This is a genomic window from Streptosporangium lutulentum (assembly GCF_030811455.1).
Taxonomy (GTDB): Bacteria; Actinomycetota; Actinomycetes; order Streptosporangiales; family Streptosporangiaceae; genus Streptosporangium; species Streptosporangium lutulentum.
The window spans coordinates 3,559,860-3,579,597 of the sequence record NZ_JAUSQU010000001.1 but is presented as its reverse complement, the minus strand read 5'-3'; the positions used below and the strand labels follow the sequence as shown (position 1 = coordinate 3,579,597).

Sequence of the window (19,738 nt, the reverse complement as noted above, 5' to 3'; positions counted from 1 at the left end):
ACAAGAACTGACAGGAGAGAACAACGATGACCATCGCCCTCAACCGGATCGACGCCCCCCGGCCCAAGGTGGGGCTGGTGGCGGGAGGACTCGGAGCCTACTGGCCGCAGTTCCCGGACCTGCTGCCGCAGCTCCAGCGCTCCTCCGAGCGGGTGTCGGAGCGGATGCGCGAGCTCGGTTGCGACGTCATCGACGTCGGTTTCATCTCCGACGCCCAGGAGGGCGCCGTGGCGGCGGAGAAGCTCCGCGCGGCCGGTTGCGACATCATCGTCGGCTTCCTGACGACCTACATGACCGCGACCATGCTGCTCCCCGTCGCGCAGCGCAGCGGCGCGCCGGTACTGCTGATCAACCTGCAGCCGAGCGAGTCGATGGACCACGAGACCTTCGACACCGGCCAGTGGCTGGCCTACTGCGGCGCCTGCCCGCTGCCGGAGATGGCCAACACCTTCATCAGGGCCGGCATCCCCTTCCGATCGGTGTCGGGGTACCTGGAGGACGAGCGGGCCTGGGCCAAGATCGGACGCTGGGTCAAGGCCGCCGGGGTGCGTGCCGCCCTCCAGCGGGGACGGCACGGCCTGATGGGCCACCTCTACCCCGGCATGCTGGACGTGGCCACCGACCTGACCCTGATCCCGGTCAACCTCGGCGGGCACGTCGAGGTGCTGGAGTTCGACGACCTCCGCGTACGGGTGGAGAAGGTGACCGACGCCGAGGTCAAGGAACGCACCGACCTCGCCAGAGAGGTCTTCGAGCTGGCCGACACGGTCAACGACGACGACTTCTCCTGGGCCGCCCGCGTCTCGGTCGGCCTGGACCGGCTCGTCGACGACTTCGCCCTCGACAGCCTGGCCTACTACCACCGGGGCCTGGACGGCGAGATCCACGAGCGTCTCGGCGCCGGCATGATCCTCGGTGCGTCCCTGCTGACCGCCAGGGGGATCCCCGCGGCGGGCGAGTACGAGCTGCGCACCTCCCTGGCCATGCTCGTCATGGACCGGCTCGGCGCCGGAGGCTCCTTCACCGAGTTCCAGGCGCTGGACTTCCTGCGGGGGCACGTCGAGATGGGCCACGACGGGCCGGCCCATCTCGCGATCAGCTCGCAGCGGCCGCTGCTGCGCGGGCTGGGCGTCTACCACGGCAAGCGCGGCTGGGGCGTGTCGGTCGAGTTCGACGTCACGCACGGCCCGGTGACCGCCCTCGGCCTGCTGCAGAAGCGGGACGGGAAGTTCGCCTTCGTCGTCTCCGAGGGGACCACGGTGGACGGCCCGCTCCTGCGGATCGGCAACACCACCTCGCGGGTGGACTTCGGGTGCGACCCCGGCGAGTGGACCGACGCCTGGAGCGCGACCGGCATCTCCCACCACTGGGCCCTGGGCACCGGTCACCGCGCCGCCGAACTGCGCGCCGTGGCCGACCTGCTCGGCATAGAGATGGTCGTGGTCAATCCCTAGGAGGCCGGTGTCGAGCGGGTCGCCCCGAGCATGTGATCGTGCCGGTGACCCGCTCGGATCCGCCGAACGCGCCCGTCCGGCCCTCCGGAGGCCCGTCAGCGGAGTCGGCGGAAGAACGCGCGGACGTCGTGAGTGAACAGGTCCGGTTCTTCCATGGCGGCGAAGTGGCCGCCTCGGTCGAATTCGGACCAATGGACGATGGTGTTGTCTCGTTCGGCGAGCCGCCGGACGGGGCGGGCCAGGTCCGCGGCGAAGACCGCCACTCCGGTGGGCGTCGCCGGCGGCTCGGTGCGCGGAGGGTGGGAGGGATGGAAGGCTTCCCAGTAGTGGCGGGCCGATGAGCCCGCGGTGGCGGTGAGCCAGTAGAGCATCACGTTGGTCAGGAGCCGGTCACGGGAGACCGCGTCCTCGGGCATGTCGGTGGAGTCGGTCCACTCTTTGAACTTCTCGACGATCCAGGCAAGCTGTCCGACCGGGGAGTCGGTGAGCGCGTAGGCCAGTGTTTGCGGCCGGGTGCCCTGGATCTTCGCGTAGCCCGACATCTCGGGTTCCGCGCTGATCATCCGTTCAAGCCGCGCTTTGTCGTCCTCGGTGAGCTCGGCCGCCTCGGCCGGGTCGCTGGGAGGCAGCGTCAACAGGGTGTTGAGATGGATTCCTATGACGTGGCCGGCATCGATGACGCCGAGTTCCCGGGTGATCGCGTGTCCCCAGTCGCCGCCTTGCGCGCCGTAGCGGTGGTAGCCCAGGCGTCGCATCAGCTCGGCCCAGGCCCCGGCGACGCGGCGCACATCCCAGCCGTCTTCGCGGGTCGGCCCGGACAGTCCGTAACCGGGGATGGAGGGGATCACCAGGTGGAAGGCGTCGGCGGGGTCACCACCGTGAGCGCGGGGGTCGGTCAGCGGCCCGATGACGTCGAGGAACTCGATGATGGATCCGGGCCATCCGTGGGTGACCAGCAGCGGCAGCGCATCGGGTTCGGCGGAGCGGATGTGCAGGAAGTGGACGTTGGTGTTGTCGATCGTGGTCGTGAACTGGGGGATCCGGTTGAGGTCCGCCTCGTGTTCCCGCCAGTCGTAGACGGTGCGCCAGTACTCGGCCAGCTCTTTGAGGTAGGCCAGCGGCACTCCGCGGGACCAGCCGGCGCCGGCTGTCTCGTCCGGCCACCTGGTCGCGGCCAGGCGGCCGGCCAAGTCGTCCAGGTCCGCCTGCGGGATGTCGAGGGTGAAAGGGCGGATGATGGTCTCCCCACGCTCACTCATTCCGCCTCCTCGCTTTCGGGCTCGCCGGCGACCGCGCGTGCGGTCGCCACATCGTTCTCGTCCAAGCCCTCGTAGCCACTGCGCCGGTGCTGCTCGGCCTGGTCGTCGATCCACCGGCCGTGCGTCTCCCACGCGGCTTGCTTGCTGGTCCCCAGGGCCGCACCGATCTGCGACCACGAAGCGCCGGCTCTCCGGGCGGATCGCACGGAGAGCTGACGTCCGTAGCCCGCCTTCCGTGCGATCACCTCGCCCAGCGCGAGGAGTTCCAGCGCCTCGTCGCGCGCCAGGGGCGCCGTGCCGGGATCGGTGGGTGTGAACCGGGGGTCGTCGTCATCATCGAACGCTGAGGCCAGAGCATCGCGGGTGCGCAGTCGGTCGTAGCGGGCGACGGCGGTCAGCAGCGTGAACCGGCCCTCGAGGTCGTCTGGAGTGGACATGATCCCAGCATCGCGTCAAGTTGATCTGACGTCAAGTTGATCTGACGCAAATCGGCCTGTCGTCGTCCCCTGCCGTGGGACTTACGGACGGACGGCGACTTTGACTGCTTGACGGGTGTCCATGGCCTGGTAGGCGCGCGCAACGTCGTGCAAGGGCATCTCGGTCGGATGGCCCCGGGCGTTTTCCCCGGGTGGCATTCAGGTTGCTCCGGTCGTGCGGCGTTACCCAGACACCCCCTCTGCCTACGCCCGGCGGACTACCACCGGCAGGGACAGGCTGGCGGGCCCCGACCGGGCCCACCCGGCGCATATTGGGGGCATGGCCATCCACCCCGACCTCCGCACCGGCCAGGCAGCCGTGTCGGGCCCCGGCCATGAGCGGCACCTCGACCCGCGCACGGAGCTGAGCGAGTTCCTGCGCACCCGCAGGGCCCGGCTGAAGCCGGCCGACGTGGGGCTCGCCGAGTACGGCCGGCGGCGCCGGGTGCCGGGTCTGAGGCTGGAGGAGCTGGCACGGCTCGCCGGGGTCTCCATGGCGTATTACACGCGCCTTGAGCAGGGCAACGGCCGCAACGTCTCGGTCGAGGCGCTGGACGCGATCTCCGGTGCGCTCGAGCTCTCCGACGCGGAGCACGCCCACCTGCTACACCTCGCCAAGCCGAAGCAGCACAGGCGGCGGCCCGCGCCGCAGCGCCAGTGGGTGCGGCCCGCGCTACTGGAGTTGCTGACGGCGATGGAGGGCGTACCCGCGTATGTGTGGGGCCGCCGCCGTCCTCGGCGGCGGCGCCTGATCACTGTTATCCCTCTGGGCGGGCGCGTCGGGCCATGAGGACCGGTCGTGTCCATCGCCCGGCCGGTGTCTCCGGAGGGGCGTTGACATCGGCCTAGATCTTCGACACGCTCCTGTTTAGAACTTTATTCTAAAATTGGGAGGTTGCATGAGCGGCATCGTGTCGGGGCGGGTGGTCATCGTCACCGGGGCGGCCCGGGGCATCGGGCGCGGTCACGCCCTGGAGTTCGCACGCCAGGGCGCCAGGGTCGTCGTCAACGACCTCGGCGCGAAGGTGGACGGCACCGGCTCGTCGGAGGGACCGGCGGGAGAGGTCGTCGACGAGATCCGGGCGATGGGCGGAGAGGCCATCGCCAACGGCGAGGACGTCTCCGACTTCGACGGCGCCGGACGGCTCGTCCAGGCGGCGATCGACCACTACGGCGAGCTGGACGTCCTGGTCAACAACGCCGGCATCCTGCGCGACCGGATGCTGGTGAACATGACGATCGACGAGTGGGACGCGGTGATCCGGGTCCACCTGCGCGGCACCTTCGCCCCGATGCGGCACGCCGCCGCCTACTGGCGCGAACGGTTCAAGAGCGGGGCGGACGTCGACGCGCGCATCATCAACACCACCTCCTCCTCGGGCATCTACGGCAATCCCGGCCAGGGCAACTACGGCGCGGCCAAGGCGGGCATCGCCTCGCTCACCGTCATCGCCTCCCAGGAGCTGGCCAGGTACGGCGTGACCGTCAACGCGCTCGCCCCCACCGCCCTCACCCGGATGACCGAGAACCTCATGTCCGGAAGGCCCAGGCCCGTCGCCACCGACTTCAACGCCTTTCAGGCCGACAACGTGGCCCCGCTGGCCGTCTGGCTGGCCAGCGAGGAGGCCAGGGAGATCACCGGCAGGGTCTTCAACGTCAGAGGCGGCGTGATCAGCGTGGCCGAGGGCTGGCAGGCGGGGCCGGAGGTCGACAAGGGATCTCGCTGGGATCCCGCCGAGCTCGGCCAGGTGATTCCCGGCCTGGTCGGGAAGGCGGCGCCCAACGCGCTGCAGAACGGCAGGAGGCCGTCGTCGGCCACCTGAGGCCGTCCACGACGGCGAGCGCCGGCGGGGTCATCCGGTTCGGCCCCGCCGACGCCGTTCAGCCCGTCCGGAGCGGGCCGCGGCGGGGTTTCTCAGCGCGCGGTCGGCGAGGGTCATCACGAGGATGAGAGCGCTGACGGCGATGAGGATGAGGGCGATGGTGTGCAGCCCGCCGTCCGTGACGTCGTTCTTGAAGGCGATACCGGTGATCGTGGAGGAGGCGATGGAACCGATGTAGCCGAAGGTGCGGAACAACCCGGAGGCGGTGCCGATCCGCTCGGCCGGGGCCTGGGTGTAGAGGGCGGTCTGGTTGCCGATGGACGTGGTGCCGAGGGCGACCCCGAAGAGCATGGTCACACAGACGATGGCGATGACCGGCGCCGTCGCGTCCAGGAACAGCATCCCGATCGAGCCGGCCAGGGAGGAGACGGCGGCGGCGATGAGTGCCCCGCGTGTCAGGTCACGGCGGGCGACGGCCTGGGACACGAGCACGCCCAGTCCGGTCATCGGCAGGACCAGCAGGCCGACAAGCTCGGAGGAGAACCCTCGGCCGGCCTCAAGCCACTGGGTGACGCCGTACAGCACGGTGTACACGCCCAGCAGAGTCAGCCCGCTGCGCAGGTAGGTGCGGGTCAGCGCCAGGTTCGAGGCGAGGAGCCGTACGTCGAGGAAGGGGCTGGAGGCCCGGAGTTCCCAGACGGTCAGCGCGGTGGCCAGGACGATCGCCAGGGCGAGGGCGATCCAGTTCGCCTCGGGCAGCGACATCAGGAACACCAGCAGCGAGGTCATGGCCCCGCCGAAGCCGGCGATGCCCGCGATGTCGATGCGGGCGCTCAGTTCGCGCAGGCTCCGCGACCGCGTGGAGGGGACGTCGCGGGGGATCCAGGCGAGTGTCATCGCCAGGGCGGCGAGCGCGAACGGGATGTTGATCAGGAAGGTCCAGCGCCATCCGGCCGCGCCGACGAGCAGGCCGCCGAGGGGCAGGCCGAGTGCGATGGTCGCCTGTCCGGTGATCGACAGCGCACCCAGCACTCCGCCGGGCGGCTCACGCATCCCGGCCGCCGCCGCGCGACGCCGGATCAGCAGCATGGCCGTCGGATAACCGGCCGAGGTGCCGATGCCGATCAACACACGTGACACCAGCAGCATTGTCAGATTCTGGCCCAGGGCACCCAGGACGCCGCCGGCGAGCACGAAGAAGGCGCCGGCCAGGAAGATCCGGCGGGGACCGAACTCCTCGGCCAGCTTGCCGGCGGTCGGCTGGGCGATCGCGCTGGCCAGGTAGAGGGCGGCCACCAGCACGGCGGTATTGCCGACCGAGACGCCCATGGCGTGGGCGATCGGCGTGAGGGCGGTGGCGATCAGGGAACTGTTGATCGGGTTGAGGGCGGAGCCCATGAGCAGCGGTGCGGTGAACCGCCACGAGAACGGGTCGCCCTCCTCCTTGAGCCCGGCCTTCTTGGACCCGGCCTTCTTGGACCCGGTCTCCTGGGGGGCCGCGTTCCGCGCGATCGACCGCGAGCTCGCGTGCTCCGCCCCGGCCGCTCGGCGGCGGATCACCGTGGCCCGGGTTCGCCGGTCCGTTCCTGCCGGTGCCCCTGGTCCTGCGGGTCCGGGTGAGGGAGGTCGCGGAGCGGGTCCAGGCGGCGGATGAGCTCGATCGCGGCCTCGGTGATCTGTTCGGCGTCCTCCCGGCTGTCGGAGGTGGCGACCTCCCGGCCCGCCTCGCCGATGATCGTTGTCAGGACGGCGACGGTCAGGCGGTCGAGGGGGGCGCTGCCCGCCCCCAGCAGGACCGCGTTCTGCCGGACCCACGTGCGGCCCCGGGTACGGCGCATCAGCTCGAATCCCGGTGGCACGTCGCCGTCCATGAACAACCGGGCCAGGTCCCGGCGCTCCCAGGAGCCCTCAAGGAAGGCTCGGGCGCCGGAGACGAACAGTTCGAGGGGATCGTGGACACCCGACTGGCGGGCCTTCGCCACCGCCCCGGCCGCGTTCTCCTCGTGCTCGGTCTGGTGGTTCTCCCACAGCGCGAGGAACAGCTCGGTCTTGCCCCCGAAGTGGTGGTAGAGGCTGCCGACGCTCAGCCCCGCGCGTTCGACGACATCGGCCACGCCGGCCTCGGCGAAGCCGCGTTCGGTGAAGACCTCCCGCGCGGCCTGAAGCATGCTCTTACGGGTCTGCGCCGTGCGGCTCCACTCCCAGGCACCAGGCTTGCGTGTCATCGGGTCCTCTCCGGAGGTGTCGTCACGGTCGTCCTCAAGAGTAAAGGCAATAATTCTAGAATTTTGTTTTGACCGGGCGTCCGAAGGCGGACTCTCCGATCTTCGAGCGGGATCCTCCGCCTTCAGGGGTCAGAGTCTCCCGCGCAGTTCGCCGAGCCTGACAAGGGTGAACTCGTAGGCGTCGTGGCCGAACGACAACCGGGGCGGAGGGGGGTCGGCGTCGACCGCCTTGATGATCGCCATGGCCGCGTGTTCGGGATCGTCGCCGTCCGATCCCACGCTCTCGCGGACGGCCGCCCGCCGGGTGCCGGCCGTGGGCGTGCGACCGAGCTCCTCCGCCAAGGCGGTCTCCGCCCGCGGACAGAGGATCCTGCCGATGTGAAGCTCGCTGGGTTCGACGAGGAGGACCTCGTCGGGTAACCCGAAGGCGCTGAGCCCCGCCCGGCGGATCTGATCGCCGGGGCTTCGCCCGGCCGCGGCGAAGCAGCCGACGCCGGAGTTGTTGACCAGCACGTCGATGCCTCCGAAGGCCGACATGATCCGGCCGATCGTGGACACCACCTGCTCATGGTCGGTGACGTCGAGTTTCATCGCCAGTGCGTGGCGGCCGCCTTCCCTCGCGAGGTCGGCAACCTGTTCGACGTCGCGGGCGGTCACAACGACTCTGTGGCCGTGAGCCAGCACGGCCTGGGCGAGATGTCGGCCGAAGCCGGTGGAGCAGCCGGCGATGAGCCAGGTTTTCACGATGTTTCTCCCCATCGGATGAGCGCCGACTGGTTCGGTGAGCCGGCCACGATCCGCACGGGGCTGCGCGCCGTCTCACGAGAGGCGGCCGTTGTGGCCGTCCTTCCACTAATAACGCCGGTCCGAACGTCTTCCGAGACCGTGCGGGTGCCCAGTTTGACCTAGGAGACGAATACCTAGGAACGGAGCACCCCGTCGCACCGGGCTGGGAAACGGCGGAGCACCATGGAGCTATTGGCCCGTCACTGAACCTTGGACGGGTAATTGATCTCCTGGGGTGAACCCGTCAGGCTGGCTGCTTCCGCAAGATAGGGAGGTGGTCATGGCGCGCCGACCAGAGGTGTTCGTCCGGCCGTTGTCGATGGAGGAAGGCCGCAGACTGCAGCGGATCACGAGGACCGCGAAGGATCCGATCAAGTTGCGGCGGGCGATCGTGGTGATGATGTCCGGCCAGGGCCAGTCGGTGCCGGACATCACCTCGTTGATGCAGGTCGGTGACGACTACGTCCGTGATGTCATCCACGCCTTCAACGAGCGGGGGTTTGACGCGCTGGACCCAAAATGGAGCGGGGGCCGTCCCCCGGCGATCAGTGAGCGGGTGCGTGAGCGCATCTGCCTGATCGCCAAGACGGTCCCCGCTGAGTGGGGCATCGCCGGCATGTCGACCTGGAGCCTGCGCACGCTGGCCGAGCACCTCATCGCCCGAGGGGTGGTGGCGGCGATCAGCCGCGAGCATCTGCGGCGGATCCTGCGCAAGGGCGGGGTGAGCTGGCAGACCACCACGACGTGGAAGGCATCCACCGACCCGCACTTCATCGCCAAGATGCGACGCGTGCTGAAGCTGTATGACAGCCCGCCCGCTGATGGGCGGGTGATCTGCGTCGATGAGCTCGGGCCGCTGAATCTGCTGCCGCGTAAGGGCAAACGGTGGCGACCTCAGGGTTCACCGGCCCGGCTGCGGGCCACCTACCATCGCTACGACGGCGTCATGCAGATGATCGCGGCCCTGGATCTGGCCACCGGCAAGCTGTTTTACCGCATCCGCAAACGCAAACGCTGGCGGGAGTTCTTGTCCTTCCTCAAGACGCTCCGGGCGCGCTGGCCTGGCGAAAAACTGCATGTGATCATGGATAACTACTCGCCGCACAAGCACCGCGAGGTCCGCGCCTGGGCGGCTGCCAACGATGTCGAGCTGGTGTTCCTGCCGACCTATGGCTCGTGGTTGAACTGGATCGAGTCCGAATTCGCCGCCTTGCGCTACTACGCCCTCAATGGCACTGATCACCGCAGCCATGCCGAGCAGAACGCGGCGATCGGCGCCTATGTGCGCTGGCGCAACGCCCAAGCCCGGCCCAAGACGAACTTCGCCGCCAGCTCACCCATCAGAAGCTGGACCAGTTACCCGGCCAAGGTTGCGTGACGGGCCACTATGACCCGAAACGCTGAGCTCATGGAGTTCTTGCGTAACCGGCGAGCTCGAATCAAGCCCGAATCGGTCGGGCTGCCCGCGGCCATGCCGTATCGGCGGGTGCCCGGCCTGCGTCGTGAGGAGCTGGCGCGGCTGGCCGGGGTGAGCGCTGACTACTACACCCGTCTGGAACAGGGGCGGAACATCACCCCGTCCGAGGCCGTGCTGGACGCCCTGGCCGTGGCGCTGCGGCTGGACCCGGCCGAGCGGGCGCACCTGTTCAACCTGGCCCGGCCGCGGCCCGCGTGCGTCCGCCGGCAGGTGGCCCCGCAGGGCGTCCGCACGGGCCTGCACCGACTCATGGACGCCCTCCCCCTGCAGCCCGCGTACGTTCTGGACCGCCGGATAGACGTGCTGGCCTGCAACGTCATCGGACGGGCGTTGATGGCCGACTTCAACGCCATGCCGTGCAAGCACCGCAACCTGGTGCGCTGGATGCTCCTGGACGAGTCCACGCGGGTGCTGTACCGCGACTGGGCGGCCGTGACCTCCCAGCTCGTGGGAATGCTGCGGTTGAGCGCCGGTCGCCACCCGAACGACCGGCGCACCGCCGAGCTGGTGGATGAGCTGAGGACGAAGAGCGAGGACTTCCGCCGCTTCTGGGCCGCTCATCGCGTCGTCGAGAGCACCTTCGGCAGGAAACGCTTCCGCCATCCCCTGGTCGGCGACCTGGAACTCGACTACGAGGTGCTGACGATGGCCGCCGACCCTGACCAGCTGCTGGTCGTCTACACCGCCGAACCCGGTTCCCCCTCGCAGGAGGCCGTGAACCTGCTGGCCGGCTGGGCCATGCCGGCTCGGATACTCCGAGGCGCGGCCGGCGAGCCGGCCGCCTGTGAGGAAAGGCTCGGCCGCCGAGCCGAGCCGGTGCCCCGATCCGGTTCGAGAACCGCGCGGGTGGAGGGCGGCGCGGGCACGCGCGGGGGAAACGGGCATGACGCGCCGGGGCCGCGACGTCGTTCCGGGCTCTGATCAGGCGGGGCTGGGGATTCCGTTGCCCCGGCGGCCCCGGCCGGCCAGGACGTCGTCGAGGGAGGGGAGAGGTTCGGAGTCGCGGGGGCCGGGCTGGGCGAGCTGGACCAGCACGCCGTGAGCCTCCTTGGGGTGCAGGAACACCTCGCGCCACCTCGGGTCGCCCAGGTTGAGGCCGTGCAGGCGGTAGCCGCGCCCGGTGAGCAGGGACACCGCCCGGTCGATGTCGTCCACGTGGAAGTTGAGGTGGTGCACGCCGCCCCTGCCGCGGGTGAGCTCGAAGAAACTGTCGAAGAAGGTGGATCCGGCGAGCGGCTCCATCAGTTCGATCTTGCTGCCGCCCGGATAGGTGAGCTGCATGGCCCGGTAGCCGCCGAGCTGGTGGTCGCCGCCGCTGCGGAAGGTGCCGCCCAGCAGATCATGGTAGATCGGCAGGAGATCCCTGATCCGCGGTGCGGCGACGGCGGTGTGGTCGAAGACGGCGTTGAGTTCCCGGAGCTGACGGAGTTCCGGGAGTTCTGGCGAGACGTGCACGTGGGCTCCTTGCGGTACGGACCGGTGAGCAGGCCAATCCTAGAATGACATTCTAGGAGAATTGGGGCGCCATGTGAGGTGCGAGCCGGAGAACGCGGTCACCGCGCCGGCGAGACCGAGGTGACCGAACGTCGGCACCGGCGGCACACCCGCGCCTCTCCGGCGCGCGTCGAGGCGAGGTCGCGCCGCGAAAGGACGTGATCGCGTCCGGTACGCCGGGTTCCCGAAGCCGATCAACACGATTAACGTGACGAGGAAGGTCTTCGAGCAGAGGGGCGTGGCGAGATGCCGACGATCTGTCTGATAGGGACGCTGGACACGAAAGGGCAGGAGTACGCCTGGCTCCGTGAGCGACTGCGCGATCTCGGCTGCGAGGTCGTCCTGGTCGACGCCGGGGTGGGTGAGTCGCGGGTGGCGGCCGACATCGACAACGGCCGGGTCGCCAAGGCCGGGGGTGCCGACCTCGAGGCGCTGCGCGCGGCCGGCGACCGGGGCGCGGCCGTCACGGCGATGGGCGAGGGCGCCGCGGTGATCCTGGCCGAGCTGTACGCCGGGAACCGGCTCGACGCCGTGCTCGCGGTGGGCGGCAGCGGCGGATCCTCGATCGCGGGCCGAGCCGTCAGGGATCTGCCGATCGGCCTGCCCAAGGTCATCGTGTCGACCATGGCCTCCGGCGACGTCTCCCCCTACGTGGGCGCCAAGGACGTGACGCTGATGTACAGCGTCGTCGACATCGCGGGCATCAACCGGGTCTCCGGGCGCATCCTCGGCAACGCCGCGGCCGCCGTGGCGGGCATGGCGCGCGTCGCGGTCCCCGCCGACGCCGACGACCGCCCGCTCGTCGCCGCGTCGATGTTCGGCGTGACCACGCCCGGAGTCGACGCCGCCAGGGAACGCCTGGAGGAGCTCGGATACGAGGTCCTCGTCTTCCACGCCACCGGATCCGGCGGGCAGGCGCTGGAGGCGCTGGTCGGCAGCGGGCTGATCGCGGGAGTGCTCGACCTCACCACCACCGAGCTGGCCGACGACCTGGTCGGGGGAGTGCTGTCGGCGGGGCCTGGGCGACTGACCGCGGCGGGCGCGAACGGCGTGCCCCAGGTCGTCGCCCCCGGAGCGCTGGACATGGTCAACTTCGGTCCCAGGGACACCGTGCCCGAGGGCTTCGAGGGGCGGCTGTTCCACATCCACAATCCGACCGTGACGCTGATGCGCACCACGGCGGGGGAGATGGCCGAACTCGGCCACCAGGTGGCAGGGAAGCTGCGCGGCGCGACCGGTCCGACCATGCTCTTCCTTCCGCGCGGGGGAGTATCCGCCCTGGACTCCCCGGGGCTGGCGTTCCACGACCCGAAGGCCGACCAGGCCTGCTTCGAGGCCGTACGCGAGGGCCTGCGAGGCTCCGCCGTACGGGTGGAGGAACTCGACCTGCACGTCAACGACCCCGGCTTCGGCCGTGCGATGGCCGACCGGCTGCACCTGATGATCTCCTCCGGAGGGGCGGGATGAACCGCGACGACGTTCTCACCAGGCTCCGCCGTACCGTCGCCGAGGGCAGGCCGGTCATCGGGGCGGGCGCCGGAACCGGACTGTCCGCCAAGTGCGCCGAGGCCGGCGGCGTCGACCTGATCATCATCTACAACTCGGGCCGCTACCGGATGGCGGGCCGCGGCTCGCTCGCCGGGCTGCTGCCGTACGGCGACGCCAACCAGATCGTCGTCGAGATGGCGGGAGAGGTGCTTCCCGTCGTCCGGGACACCCCGGTCCTCGCCGGGGTGTGCGGCACCGACCCGTTCCGGCTGATGCCCAGGTTCCTCGACCAGCTGGCCGACATGGGCTTCGCCGGCGTCCAGAACTTCCCGACCGTCGGCCTGTACGACGGGGTCTTCCGCCAGAACCTGGAGGAGACCGGTATGGGCTACGACCTGGAGATCGAGATGGTACGGCTCGCGCACGAGCGCGACCTGCTCACCGCGCCCTACGTCTTCGACCCCGGCCAGGCGCGGGCCATGGCCGAGGCGGGCGCCGACGTCCTGGTCCCGCACGTCGGGCTGACCACCGCGGGCAGCATCGGCGCGGGCACCGCCCTGACCCTGGACGAGTCCGTCGAACGGGTCCAGGCGATGCGTGACGCCGCGGTGGCCGTCCGGCCCGACATCCTCGTCCTCTGCCACGGCGGCCCGATCGCCGAGCCGCAGGACGCGCGTTACGTCCTGGAACGCACCCGGGGAGTCGTGGGCTTCTTCGGAGCGTCGTCGGTCGAGCGGCTGCCGACCGAGCGCGCGATCACCGAGCAGGTCAGGGCCTTCAAGTCGCTGAAGTTCTGAATCACCGGTCCACGTGGACCCCGAGGGAAGCTCTGAGGAGATGTCGTGCATGTGAGCCCGGACGCCGTACCCACGATGGCCTTCGACTGGGGGTTCATCAAATGGTTCGTCACCCCGTCCACCGTCGAGGGATCGGGCAGCACCTTCGGCGAGGTCATCGTCAACCCGGGCCGCGGGCACGCCCGGCACAACCACCCGGACGCCGAGGAGATCCTCTACGTGATCTCCGGCGAGGCCGTGCAGACGGTCGCCGACGGCGAGCCGTTCACGATCAAGGAAGGCGACACCGTGCACATTCCCGCGGGCGCCTACCACTCGACCTTCAACGCGACCTGGCGCCCGCTGCGTCTGATCGTCACCTACACCCCCGGCGGTGAGGAGAAGGCGCTGGAGGGCGCACCCGACCTGCGCGTCCACGAGGCGGGCACCGTGGCGGAGTGGCGCCAGGCCTGATCGCGACCTTCCCCGAGGCCACGACGTCGCCGGGCCCGTCCTTTCGTTCCAGGGCGCCCCGCCGCCCTTGTCGGCGGGCGGGCGGGCGATCAGAATGGGGAAGACGATCACCGGTTTCGTCGTCGGCGCCGGACGACAGGGTCCGGCTCGGCGGTCCGGGGAGGTCGGACCCCGGCGACCGGGCCCGGCGCGGCCAGCTGAGGAGAAGAGCATTGGACGTCGAAGTCGTCGGACGCGTGCTGTCGACCCTGCCACAGGACGACGACCACCCCTACCGCACCGGGCCGTGGCGGCCGCAGACCACCGAGTGGCGCGCCGAGGACCTGGAGGTGATCGAGGGAGAGATACCGGCGGACCTCGACGGGGTCTACCTGCGCAACACCGAGAACCCGGTGCACCCCGCGCTCGAGCGCTACCACCCCTTCGACGGCGACGGCATGGTCCACGTCGTCGGCTTCAGGGACGGCAAGGCCTTCTACCGCAACCGTTTCATCCGCACCGACGGGCTGCTCGCCGAGCGGGAGGCGGGAAAACCGCTCTGGGCCGGGCTCGCCGAGCGGCCCGCCTCCTCGCCGCGCCAGGACGGCTGGGGCGCCCGAGGCCGGATGAAGGACGCCTCCAGCACCGACGTCATGGTCCACGCGGGCGTCGCGCTCACCAGCTTCTACCAGTGCGGAGACCTCTACCGGCTGGATCCGCTGACCCTGGAGACACTCGGCAAGGCGGAGTGGGGCGGGGCCTTCCCCTACGACTGCGGGGTCTCGGCGCACACGAAGACCGACCCGCGCACGGGCGAGCTTCTCTTCTTCAACTACGGCACCGGCGAGCCCTACATGCACTACGGGGTCGTCGACGCCGACGACCGGCTCAGCCACTACGTGGAGGTCCCGCTTCCGGGGCCGCGCCTGCCGCACGACATGGCCTTCACCGAGAACTACGCCATCCTCAACGACTGCCCCCTGTTCTGGGAGCCCGAGCTGATGGCGAAGGGCCTGTACGCGGCGCGGTTCCACCCCGAGCTGCCGACCAGGCTGGCCGTCGTGCCCCGCCGAGGCGGCGGCCGGCCGATCCAGTGGTTCGAGGCCGATCCCACCTACGTCCTGCACTGGGTCAACGCCTACGAGGAGGGCGACGAGATCGTCCTGGACGGGTTCTTCCAGGATTCCCCCGAGCCCGGGGACACCGGTGAGGGCGGCCTGTATCAGCGGATGTTCCGCTTCCTGGCGCTCGACCGCATGCAGACCCGGCTCCACCGCTGGCGGCTGAACCTGGTGACGGGCCGGTGCGCGGAGGAGCGGTTGACCGACTCCGTCACCGAGTTCGGCGTGCTCAACAACGCCTACGGCGGCCGTCGCCACCGCTACGCCTACGCGGCGACCGGGCTGGAGGGGTGGTTCCTGTTCGACGGGCTGGTCCGTCACGACCTGCTCACCGGGACCGAGGAGCGTTTCGGGCTGCCCACCGGCGTGTACGGCAGCGAGCCCGCGATGGCGCCGCGGGTGGGATCCTCCGCCGAGGACGACGGTTACCTCGTCACGCTGACCACCGACATGAACGAGGATCGTTCCGAGTGCCTGATCTTCGACGCGGCAGGGGTGGCCGACGGTCCGCTGGCGCGGCTCAGGCTTCCCGAGCGCATCTCCAGCGGAACCCACGCCACCTGGGCGGCGGGCGAGTCGATCCCCGGCTGGCGCGACGCCGAGTCACCCGCCCACGCTCTGCGGCTATGACGTGGCACCGGGGGAGCCGGACCGCATCCGGATGACGGCGCCATATCCACGAGGCTCTTGATCGCCGGCGGCCGATCAGGAGCGAACGCGACACCGGTTGAGGGGTTGCCGTTCCTCGGGGTGAAGGAGGCCGCCGATCCCAGAGTCCGCGCGCCGAGCCGGGAGGCCACCCTCCAGCCGGTCTTCTCCGGGGTCAGTGCGGGTGGTCGTGGTCGTCCGGGTGGTCGTGGCCGGCGGGACGCCGGGTCAGCGTCCGGGCGCGCGCGGTGACCTCGCCGGCGAACACGATGCCGCCGTCGGCCAGCACGTCCTCCAGTGCGCCCAGCCAGTTCCGGTAGTAGTTCCAGCCCTCGCCCTCGGCCGGCGCGGACTCCCAGGCCGCGATCCGGGCGATCAGCGCCGCCTGGAACCGCGGCCAGGTGAACACGCCCGCCTCGTGCAGGGCGACGGCCATGCCGAAGGCGCGGCTCTCCCACGGTTCGGCGAACACCAGCTCGCCGTTGGAACGCGGCGGCGCGGCCGGGCCCTCGATGTCCAGCGGGGCGGTCACGGCGCTTTCACCCTGGCCACGCCGACCATCGCGTCCCGGGTGACCAGCGGCACGAGCTGTTCCTCGGACAGGTTCTCGGTGCCGGCCGGCCGTTCGGGCAGCACCAGCCAGCGCACCTCGCTGCTGGAGTCGCGGATGGTGATCCGCACGTCGCCGGCGAGTTCGAGACCCATCTCGGACAGCACCGTGCGCGGCTCCCTGACCATCCGCGCACGGTAGGCGGGGTCTTTGTACCAGCTCGGCGGCAGGCCGAGCACCGGCCACGGGTAGCACGAGCACAGCGTGCAGACCACCACGTTGTGGACGGTCGCGGTGTTCTCCACGACAACGATGTGCTCGCCCTGCGGCCCCCCGAAGCCCAGCTCCTTGATGGCGGCGGTGCCCTCGTCGAGCAGCCTCCGCCGGTACTCCGGGTCGGTCCATGCCCTGGCGACCACCTTGGCGCCGTTGAGCGGGCCCACGCTGGTCTCGTACCGGGTGATGAGCCTGTCCATCGCGGCCGGGTCGACCAGGCCCCGCTCGGTGAGCAACTGTTCGAGGGCCTCGGCGCGCAGCGCCGGGGGAAGGCGTTCGGCGGATCCGTCACCGGTCATGCGATCTTCTCCAGATAGCTCTCGAACAGGTCGGCGGTGACCGCGAAGGGGTCGGTGCCGGCGCCCCACAGCTCGCGGGAGTCGAACCGCACGGAGTAGACGTACTGCGGGTTCTCGCCCTGGAAGTGGGCGTTCGTGTCCGGCAGCACCGCGGCGGGCTGGATCAGGTCGACGACTCCGGCGTGCCCGCGCACGTAACCCGGCAGCCTGGTGTGCCCGGGCGGTGACATGTTCCTGGCGCGCACCCGCTGGCCCACGGCGAAGGCCGGAGGGGTGTCCACGGTGCGTAGCGAGCTCTCGGCGGCCGGGGCGCGGCCGGGGCCGGCGGGTTCGGGGACCGGCGGTTCCCCGACGTGTTCGCCGCGCAGGTTGCGCGCTCGGGCGTCGATCGCGTCCGGCGCCAGGACGGCGCTCTCGGTGAGCATCAGCTCGGTGCCGTTGAGCCAGCGGCCGTAGTAGCCGTCGTCCAGGTAGGCGCTCCGGTCCAGGCGCTCGATCGCATGCCGGAACGCGTCCATGTTCCATCCGGAAAGCCGCATGGAGAAATGTCCCAGCGCGAACGCCCGGCCCTGCCAGGTTTTCTCGAAGACCGGTTCGTCGTCGCGCGGCGGATGAACGGGGCCCCAGCCCTCGGTGCCCCCCATGTCGGCGATTCCGTCCATGTCATCACCTCTCGTAGATCTACGATGACAGACAGACGTTTAGCGGAACGTATGACTCAGGTTCGGTGCGGGTGAAATTCGCCGACAGGGCGGTTTCCGATCTGAGCGGCGGCGCCCGTCGGGAATACACGCGGTTCCCCGAACGCCGGTTTCCGCCGGGTTGAGATCCGGTCCGGGTGCCTTCGCCGTAGGGTGATCGCGTGGCGAACAGGTTCCGCGGTGGTGGCAGTTATCTGTACATGTCGAACGGGGGCACCGAGGTCTTCGTCGAGGTGCTGACGCTCGCGGTGTCCGCTCTCGCGAGCCGGGAGTGGGAATTCCGATTCGCCGCACTGATCGCGGAGCAGGACCAGACCGCCTTCGGCAGGGGAGTCGTGGGGTTCGACCTGGAAGACCTCGACTGGGGAGATGCCCCCGCCGAGCACACCACGAACAAGGGCTTCGTGGTGGAGGTCGTCGACCTGGCGCTCAGCCGCCACCGCTGGGACGAGCTCGGCTACGATCCCCCCTTCGTCCAGGACTCCCTGCGGCGGTTCCGCCAGATGGTCAAGGCGTTCGACCCGTCCACGGCCGTTCCGGAACCACGCCGGTTCCCGGTCCCGGAGGAGGTGGTCGCCGTCTCTTGCGTACGCCACCGGGTCCTTTCCCCGCTGTCCTATTACCGGGGGTGTGTCTTCTGCGGAGACGACAGCCTCGCCTGACCGCGTTCTTCGGCTGCGGACGGCCCGCGCGGCGGTGCCAGGCGATCCCAGGGGGAGCCCGCTTTCGCGGTGCGGCAGCCGAGACGGCGCGTCGTGCGGTCCGCGCCGTCTCGAAGCCGTCGAGCGCCGGCTGGGGCGGATCCTGCGCCAGGAGCCACGTTTGCGCAGGTCACCGCCGTACGGCCCGGCGCCGGCCCCAGATGACACATCCAAAAAATCGGCATAAATGCGTCATAGTGCACACTGGCCTATAAATGTGACTTTATACGCAGAAAAGAACATTTCACCCATCTAGGTTGAGGCATGCGTTGAGAACAACGCACCACCACAAAGGGGAAATGACATGTACAAGCTCACCCGAAGCCTCGCCACCGCAGTCGCGACCCTGGCCATCGCCGGCGGCGTCATCGCCTCCACCGGAGGAGCCGCGTCCGCGGCCACCGCCGCCGCCACCGCCGCCGCCACCACCGCCGTCGCCACCGTCGCGAACGCGAGCGTGACCATGAACACCCTCAACCGCGGCGGGCGCTACCACTTCGACGGACACCGCTTCTACCGCTGGTCCGGCGGTCGCTGGAGCGCCGTCTCCTTCGACTACGCCCGCGACCACCACTACAGCCGCGACCACCGTGACCGCGGCTTCAACCGCCACTAGGGCGACGAGGTGCTCGGCCGGCGTCTTCGGACTCCAGGTCGAGTGCCCGGCGATGCCCCACCCGGCGGGGGCCGTCCGCCGACGATCAAGCAGATGTGCTCACGCGTCTCAGCGCTGATCGTCGGCGGACGGCCCCCGTTCCATCGGTTCGCCGGTGGCGGCGTCGTCCTTGGTCCGTGCCGCGCGTCAGCCGCTCCTCACCGACAGTGACCGTCCGTGCGGATGCGGTACGGCGTGGGCCGGGTCGCAGGGGCCGGGCTCACTCACGGTGACGTGAGGTCGACGCCGAAGAGGTCGTGCAGGCTTTGGCGGCCGATGTCGGTGAGGCGGACGGCGCGGGTGGTGTCGGTGCGCCGTATCCAGTCGGCTTGCGTGAACCGGCCGAGCAGGCCGCGGCCGAGTGCTCCGGCGAGGTGGTGGCGTTGCTCGCTCCAATCGACGCAGTAGCGGACGGGCCGTCGGCATATCGGCAGGTGCAGGCCGAATCCGGTGAGGAGTGCCTCACCGGATTCGGTGAGGGTGTAGTCGACGTCGTGGCCGTAGCCGGTGGGCTGGTCGTGGTGGGCGCGCGCGAGGTCGAAGGTGCCGTCCCCGCCGCTCAGATGGCCGCGTTCGATCATCGCGGACATGAGTTCGACGCCCAGGCGCCCGGCCAGGTGGTCGTAGCAGGTGCGGGCCTCGCGCAGCGCCCGGGCGCGACTTTCCTGACGGAGCGAGCGGATCGGTGCGGCGGGCGCGAGTTGTTGCAGGGCCTCGATGAGGTGCGCGACGGCGGGCCCGGCGAGGTGGTAGTAGCGGTGGCGTCCACGGGCCTCGACGGCGAGCAGCCCTGCTTCGGTCAGTTTGCCCAGGTGGCTGCTGGCGGTGGCGGGGCTGACCCCGGCTTCGGCGGCCAGATGGCTGGCGGGCAGGGCCCGGCCGTCATCGAGGGCGAGCAGGATCCGGCATCGCCCGGGGTCGGCGACCAGAGCGCCGATCATCGCGATGTCGGTGTCTCCGCCCACCTGGAGTACGGATTCCAGCTGTCTCATATGGCCAGATTAAGCCCGCCTCTATTTGACGGCCATCGAAGCGTTTCGCCGTTAACGTCGGGGTATGACAGCCCTTGCGAAGGC

At 70.0% G+C, this 19,738-nt stretch carries 21 protein-coding genes; 11 read left to right on the top strand and 10 right to left on the bottom strand.

Annotated elements, in window-relative coordinates; translation table 11 throughout:
- Window positions 1–26 precede the first annotated feature (26 nt).
- Window positions 27–1,454 (top strand): L-fucose/L-arabinose isomerase family protein, encoded by a 1,428-nt coding sequence (locus J2853_RS16005; RefSeq protein ID WP_307558696.1) that lies wholly within the window; start codon window positions 27–29, stop codon window positions 1,452–1,454.
- Window positions 1,455–1,549: 95 nt separating this feature from the next.
- Here J2853_RS16005 and J2853_RS16000 read toward each other — a convergent pair whose 3' ends face one another.
- Both J2853_RS16000 and J2853_RS15995 read right to left on the bottom strand, forming a co-directional pair.
- Complete coding sequence (locus J2853_RS16000; RefSeq protein ID WP_307558694.1) at window positions 1,550–2,713, bottom strand: epoxide hydrolase family protein; 1,164 nt, start codon at window positions 2,711–2,713, stop codon at window positions 1,550–1,552.
- Window positions 2,710–3,150: a hypothetical protein gene (locus tag J2853_RS15995; protein WP_307558692.1), complete on the bottom strand. Its 441-nt coding sequence runs from the start codon at window positions 3,148–3,150 to the stop codon at window positions 2,710–2,712. The genes J2853_RS16000 and J2853_RS15995 overlap by 4 nt, the downstream gene beginning before the upstream one ends.
- Before the next feature lie 319 nt (window positions 3,151–3,469).
- Between J2853_RS15995 and J2853_RS15990 the strand changes: the two genes are divergently transcribed.
- Entirely contained in the window at window positions 3,470–3,979 is a 510-nt protein-coding gene (locus J2853_RS15990; RefSeq protein WP_370879273.1) for a helix-turn-helix domain-containing protein, read from the top strand.
- Between the two features lie 109 nt (window positions 3,980–4,088).
- Window positions 4,089–5,012: an SDR family oxidoreductase gene (locus tag J2853_RS15985; RefSeq protein WP_307558691.1), complete on the top strand. Its 924-nt coding sequence runs from the start codon at window positions 4,089–4,091 to the stop codon at window positions 5,010–5,012.
- A gap of 30 nt (window positions 5,013–5,042) precedes the next feature.
- On the opposite strand, the gene J2853_RS15980 is transcribed toward J2853_RS15985, so the two are convergent.
- The 3 genes from J2853_RS15980 to J2853_RS15970 form a co-directional block, all read right to left on the bottom strand.
- Complete coding sequence (locus tag J2853_RS15980) at window positions 5,043–6,572, bottom strand: MFS transporter (protein ID WP_307558689.1); 1,530 nt, start codon at window positions 6,570–6,572, stop codon at window positions 5,043–5,045.
- Window positions 6,569–7,237 (bottom strand): TetR/AcrR family transcriptional regulator, encoded by a 669-nt coding sequence (locus J2853_RS15975; protein WP_307558687.1) that lies wholly within the window; start codon window positions 7,235–7,237, stop codon window positions 6,569–6,571. The genes J2853_RS15980 and J2853_RS15975 overlap by 4 nt, the downstream gene beginning before the upstream one ends.
- Before the next feature lie 129 nt (window positions 7,238–7,366).
- On the bottom strand, window positions 7,367–7,981 hold the full coding sequence (locus tag J2853_RS15970; protein WP_307558684.1) for an SDR family NAD(P)-dependent oxidoreductase: 615 nt from the start codon (window positions 7,979–7,981) through the stop codon (window positions 7,367–7,369).
- Window positions 7,982–8,303: 322 nt separating this feature from the next.
- Here J2853_RS15970 and J2853_RS15965 point away from each other — a divergent pair, with 322 nt between their 5' ends.
- Entirely contained in the window at window positions 8,304–9,401 is a 1,098-nt protein-coding gene (locus J2853_RS15965) for an IS630 family transposase (protein ID WP_307554255.1), read from the top strand.
- Between the two features lie 30 nt (window positions 9,402–9,431).
- A complete protein-coding gene (locus tag J2853_RS15960) occupies window positions 9,432–10,421 on the top strand; it encodes a helix-turn-helix transcriptional regulator (protein WP_307558683.1) in 990 nt (329 codons plus the stop codon).
- On the opposite strand, the gene J2853_RS15955 is transcribed toward J2853_RS15960, so the two are convergent.
- Window positions 10,422–10,955, bottom strand: coding sequence for a VOC family protein (locus tag J2853_RS15955; RefSeq protein WP_307558681.1), 534 nt, complete (start codon window positions 10,953–10,955; stop codon window positions 10,422–10,424).
- A gap of 285 nt (window positions 10,956–11,240) precedes the next feature.
- Here J2853_RS15955 and J2853_RS15950 point away from each other — a divergent pair, with 285 nt between their 5' ends.
- From J2853_RS15950 to J2853_RS15935, 4 genes are all read left to right on the top strand, one after another.
- Window positions 11,241–12,461 carry a Tm-1-like ATP-binding domain-containing protein gene (locus tag J2853_RS15950; RefSeq protein ID WP_307558679.1) on the top strand — a complete coding sequence of 407 codons (1,221 nt, stop codon included), beginning with the start codon at window positions 11,241–11,243 and terminating at the stop codon, window positions 12,459–12,461.
- Window positions 12,458–13,279 (top strand): phosphoenolpyruvate hydrolase family protein, encoded by an 822-nt coding sequence (locus tag J2853_RS15945; protein ID WP_307558677.1) that lies wholly within the window; start codon window positions 12,458–12,460, stop codon window positions 13,277–13,279. The genes J2853_RS15950 and J2853_RS15945 overlap by 4 nt, the downstream gene beginning before the upstream one ends.
- A 45-nt stretch (window positions 13,280–13,324) precedes the next feature.
- The gene (locus tag J2853_RS15940; RefSeq protein ID WP_307558675.1) at window positions 13,325–13,732 is read left to right on the top strand and encodes a cupin domain-containing protein; all 408 of its coding nucleotides are present in this window, start codon (window positions 13,325–13,327) and stop codon (window positions 13,730–13,732) included.
- A gap of 212 nt (window positions 13,733–13,944) precedes the next feature.
- Window positions 13,945–15,462: a carotenoid oxygenase family protein gene (locus tag J2853_RS15935; RefSeq protein WP_307558673.1), complete on the top strand. Its 1,518-nt coding sequence runs from the start codon at window positions 13,945–13,947 to the stop codon at window positions 15,460–15,462.
- A gap of 193 nt (window positions 15,463–15,655) precedes the next feature.
- On the opposite strand, the gene J2853_RS15930 is transcribed toward J2853_RS15935, so the two are convergent.
- Genes J2853_RS15930 through nthB form a run of 3 tightly spaced genes read right to left on the bottom strand, consistent with a single transcriptional unit; the run spans window position 15,656 to window position 17,267 of the window.
- Entirely contained in the window at window positions 15,656–16,012 is a 357-nt protein-coding gene (locus tag J2853_RS15930; protein WP_307558670.1) for a nitrile hydratase accessory protein, read from the bottom strand.
- Window positions 16,009–16,605, bottom strand: coding sequence for a nitrile hydratase subunit alpha (nthA, locus tag J2853_RS15925; protein WP_307558668.1), 597 nt, complete (start codon window positions 16,603–16,605; stop codon window positions 16,009–16,011). The genes J2853_RS15930 and nthA overlap by 4 nt, the downstream gene beginning before the upstream one ends.
- Window positions 16,602–17,267 carry a nitrile hydratase subunit beta gene (nthB, locus tag J2853_RS15920; protein ID WP_307558666.1) on the bottom strand — a complete coding sequence of 222 codons (666 nt, stop codon included), beginning with the start codon at window positions 17,265–17,267 and terminating at the stop codon, window positions 16,602–16,604. The genes nthA and nthB overlap by 4 nt, the downstream gene beginning before the upstream one ends.
- A gap of 200 nt (window positions 17,268–17,467) precedes the next feature.
- Between nthB and J2853_RS15915 the strand changes: the two genes are divergently transcribed.
- Both J2853_RS15915 and J2853_RS15910 read left to right on the top strand, forming a co-directional pair.
- Entirely contained in the window at window positions 17,468–17,968 is a 501-nt protein-coding gene (locus tag J2853_RS15915; RefSeq protein WP_307558663.1) for a hypothetical protein, read from the top strand.
- A 343-nt stretch (window positions 17,969–18,311) separates the two neighbouring features.
- Window positions 18,312–18,623 carry a hypothetical protein gene (locus J2853_RS15910; RefSeq protein WP_307558661.1) on the top strand — a complete coding sequence of 104 codons (312 nt, stop codon included), beginning with the start codon at window positions 18,312–18,314 and terminating at the stop codon, window positions 18,621–18,623.
- Window positions 18,624–18,886: 263 nt separating this feature from the next.
- Here the strand turns inward: J2853_RS15910 and J2853_RS15905 are convergent, their stop codons facing one another.
- Window positions 18,887–19,654, bottom strand: coding sequence for an ArsR/SmtB family transcription factor (locus tag J2853_RS15905; RefSeq protein WP_307558659.1), 768 nt, complete (start codon window positions 19,652–19,654; stop codon window positions 18,887–18,889).
- Between the last annotated feature and the right edge of the window lie 84 nt (window positions 19,655–19,738).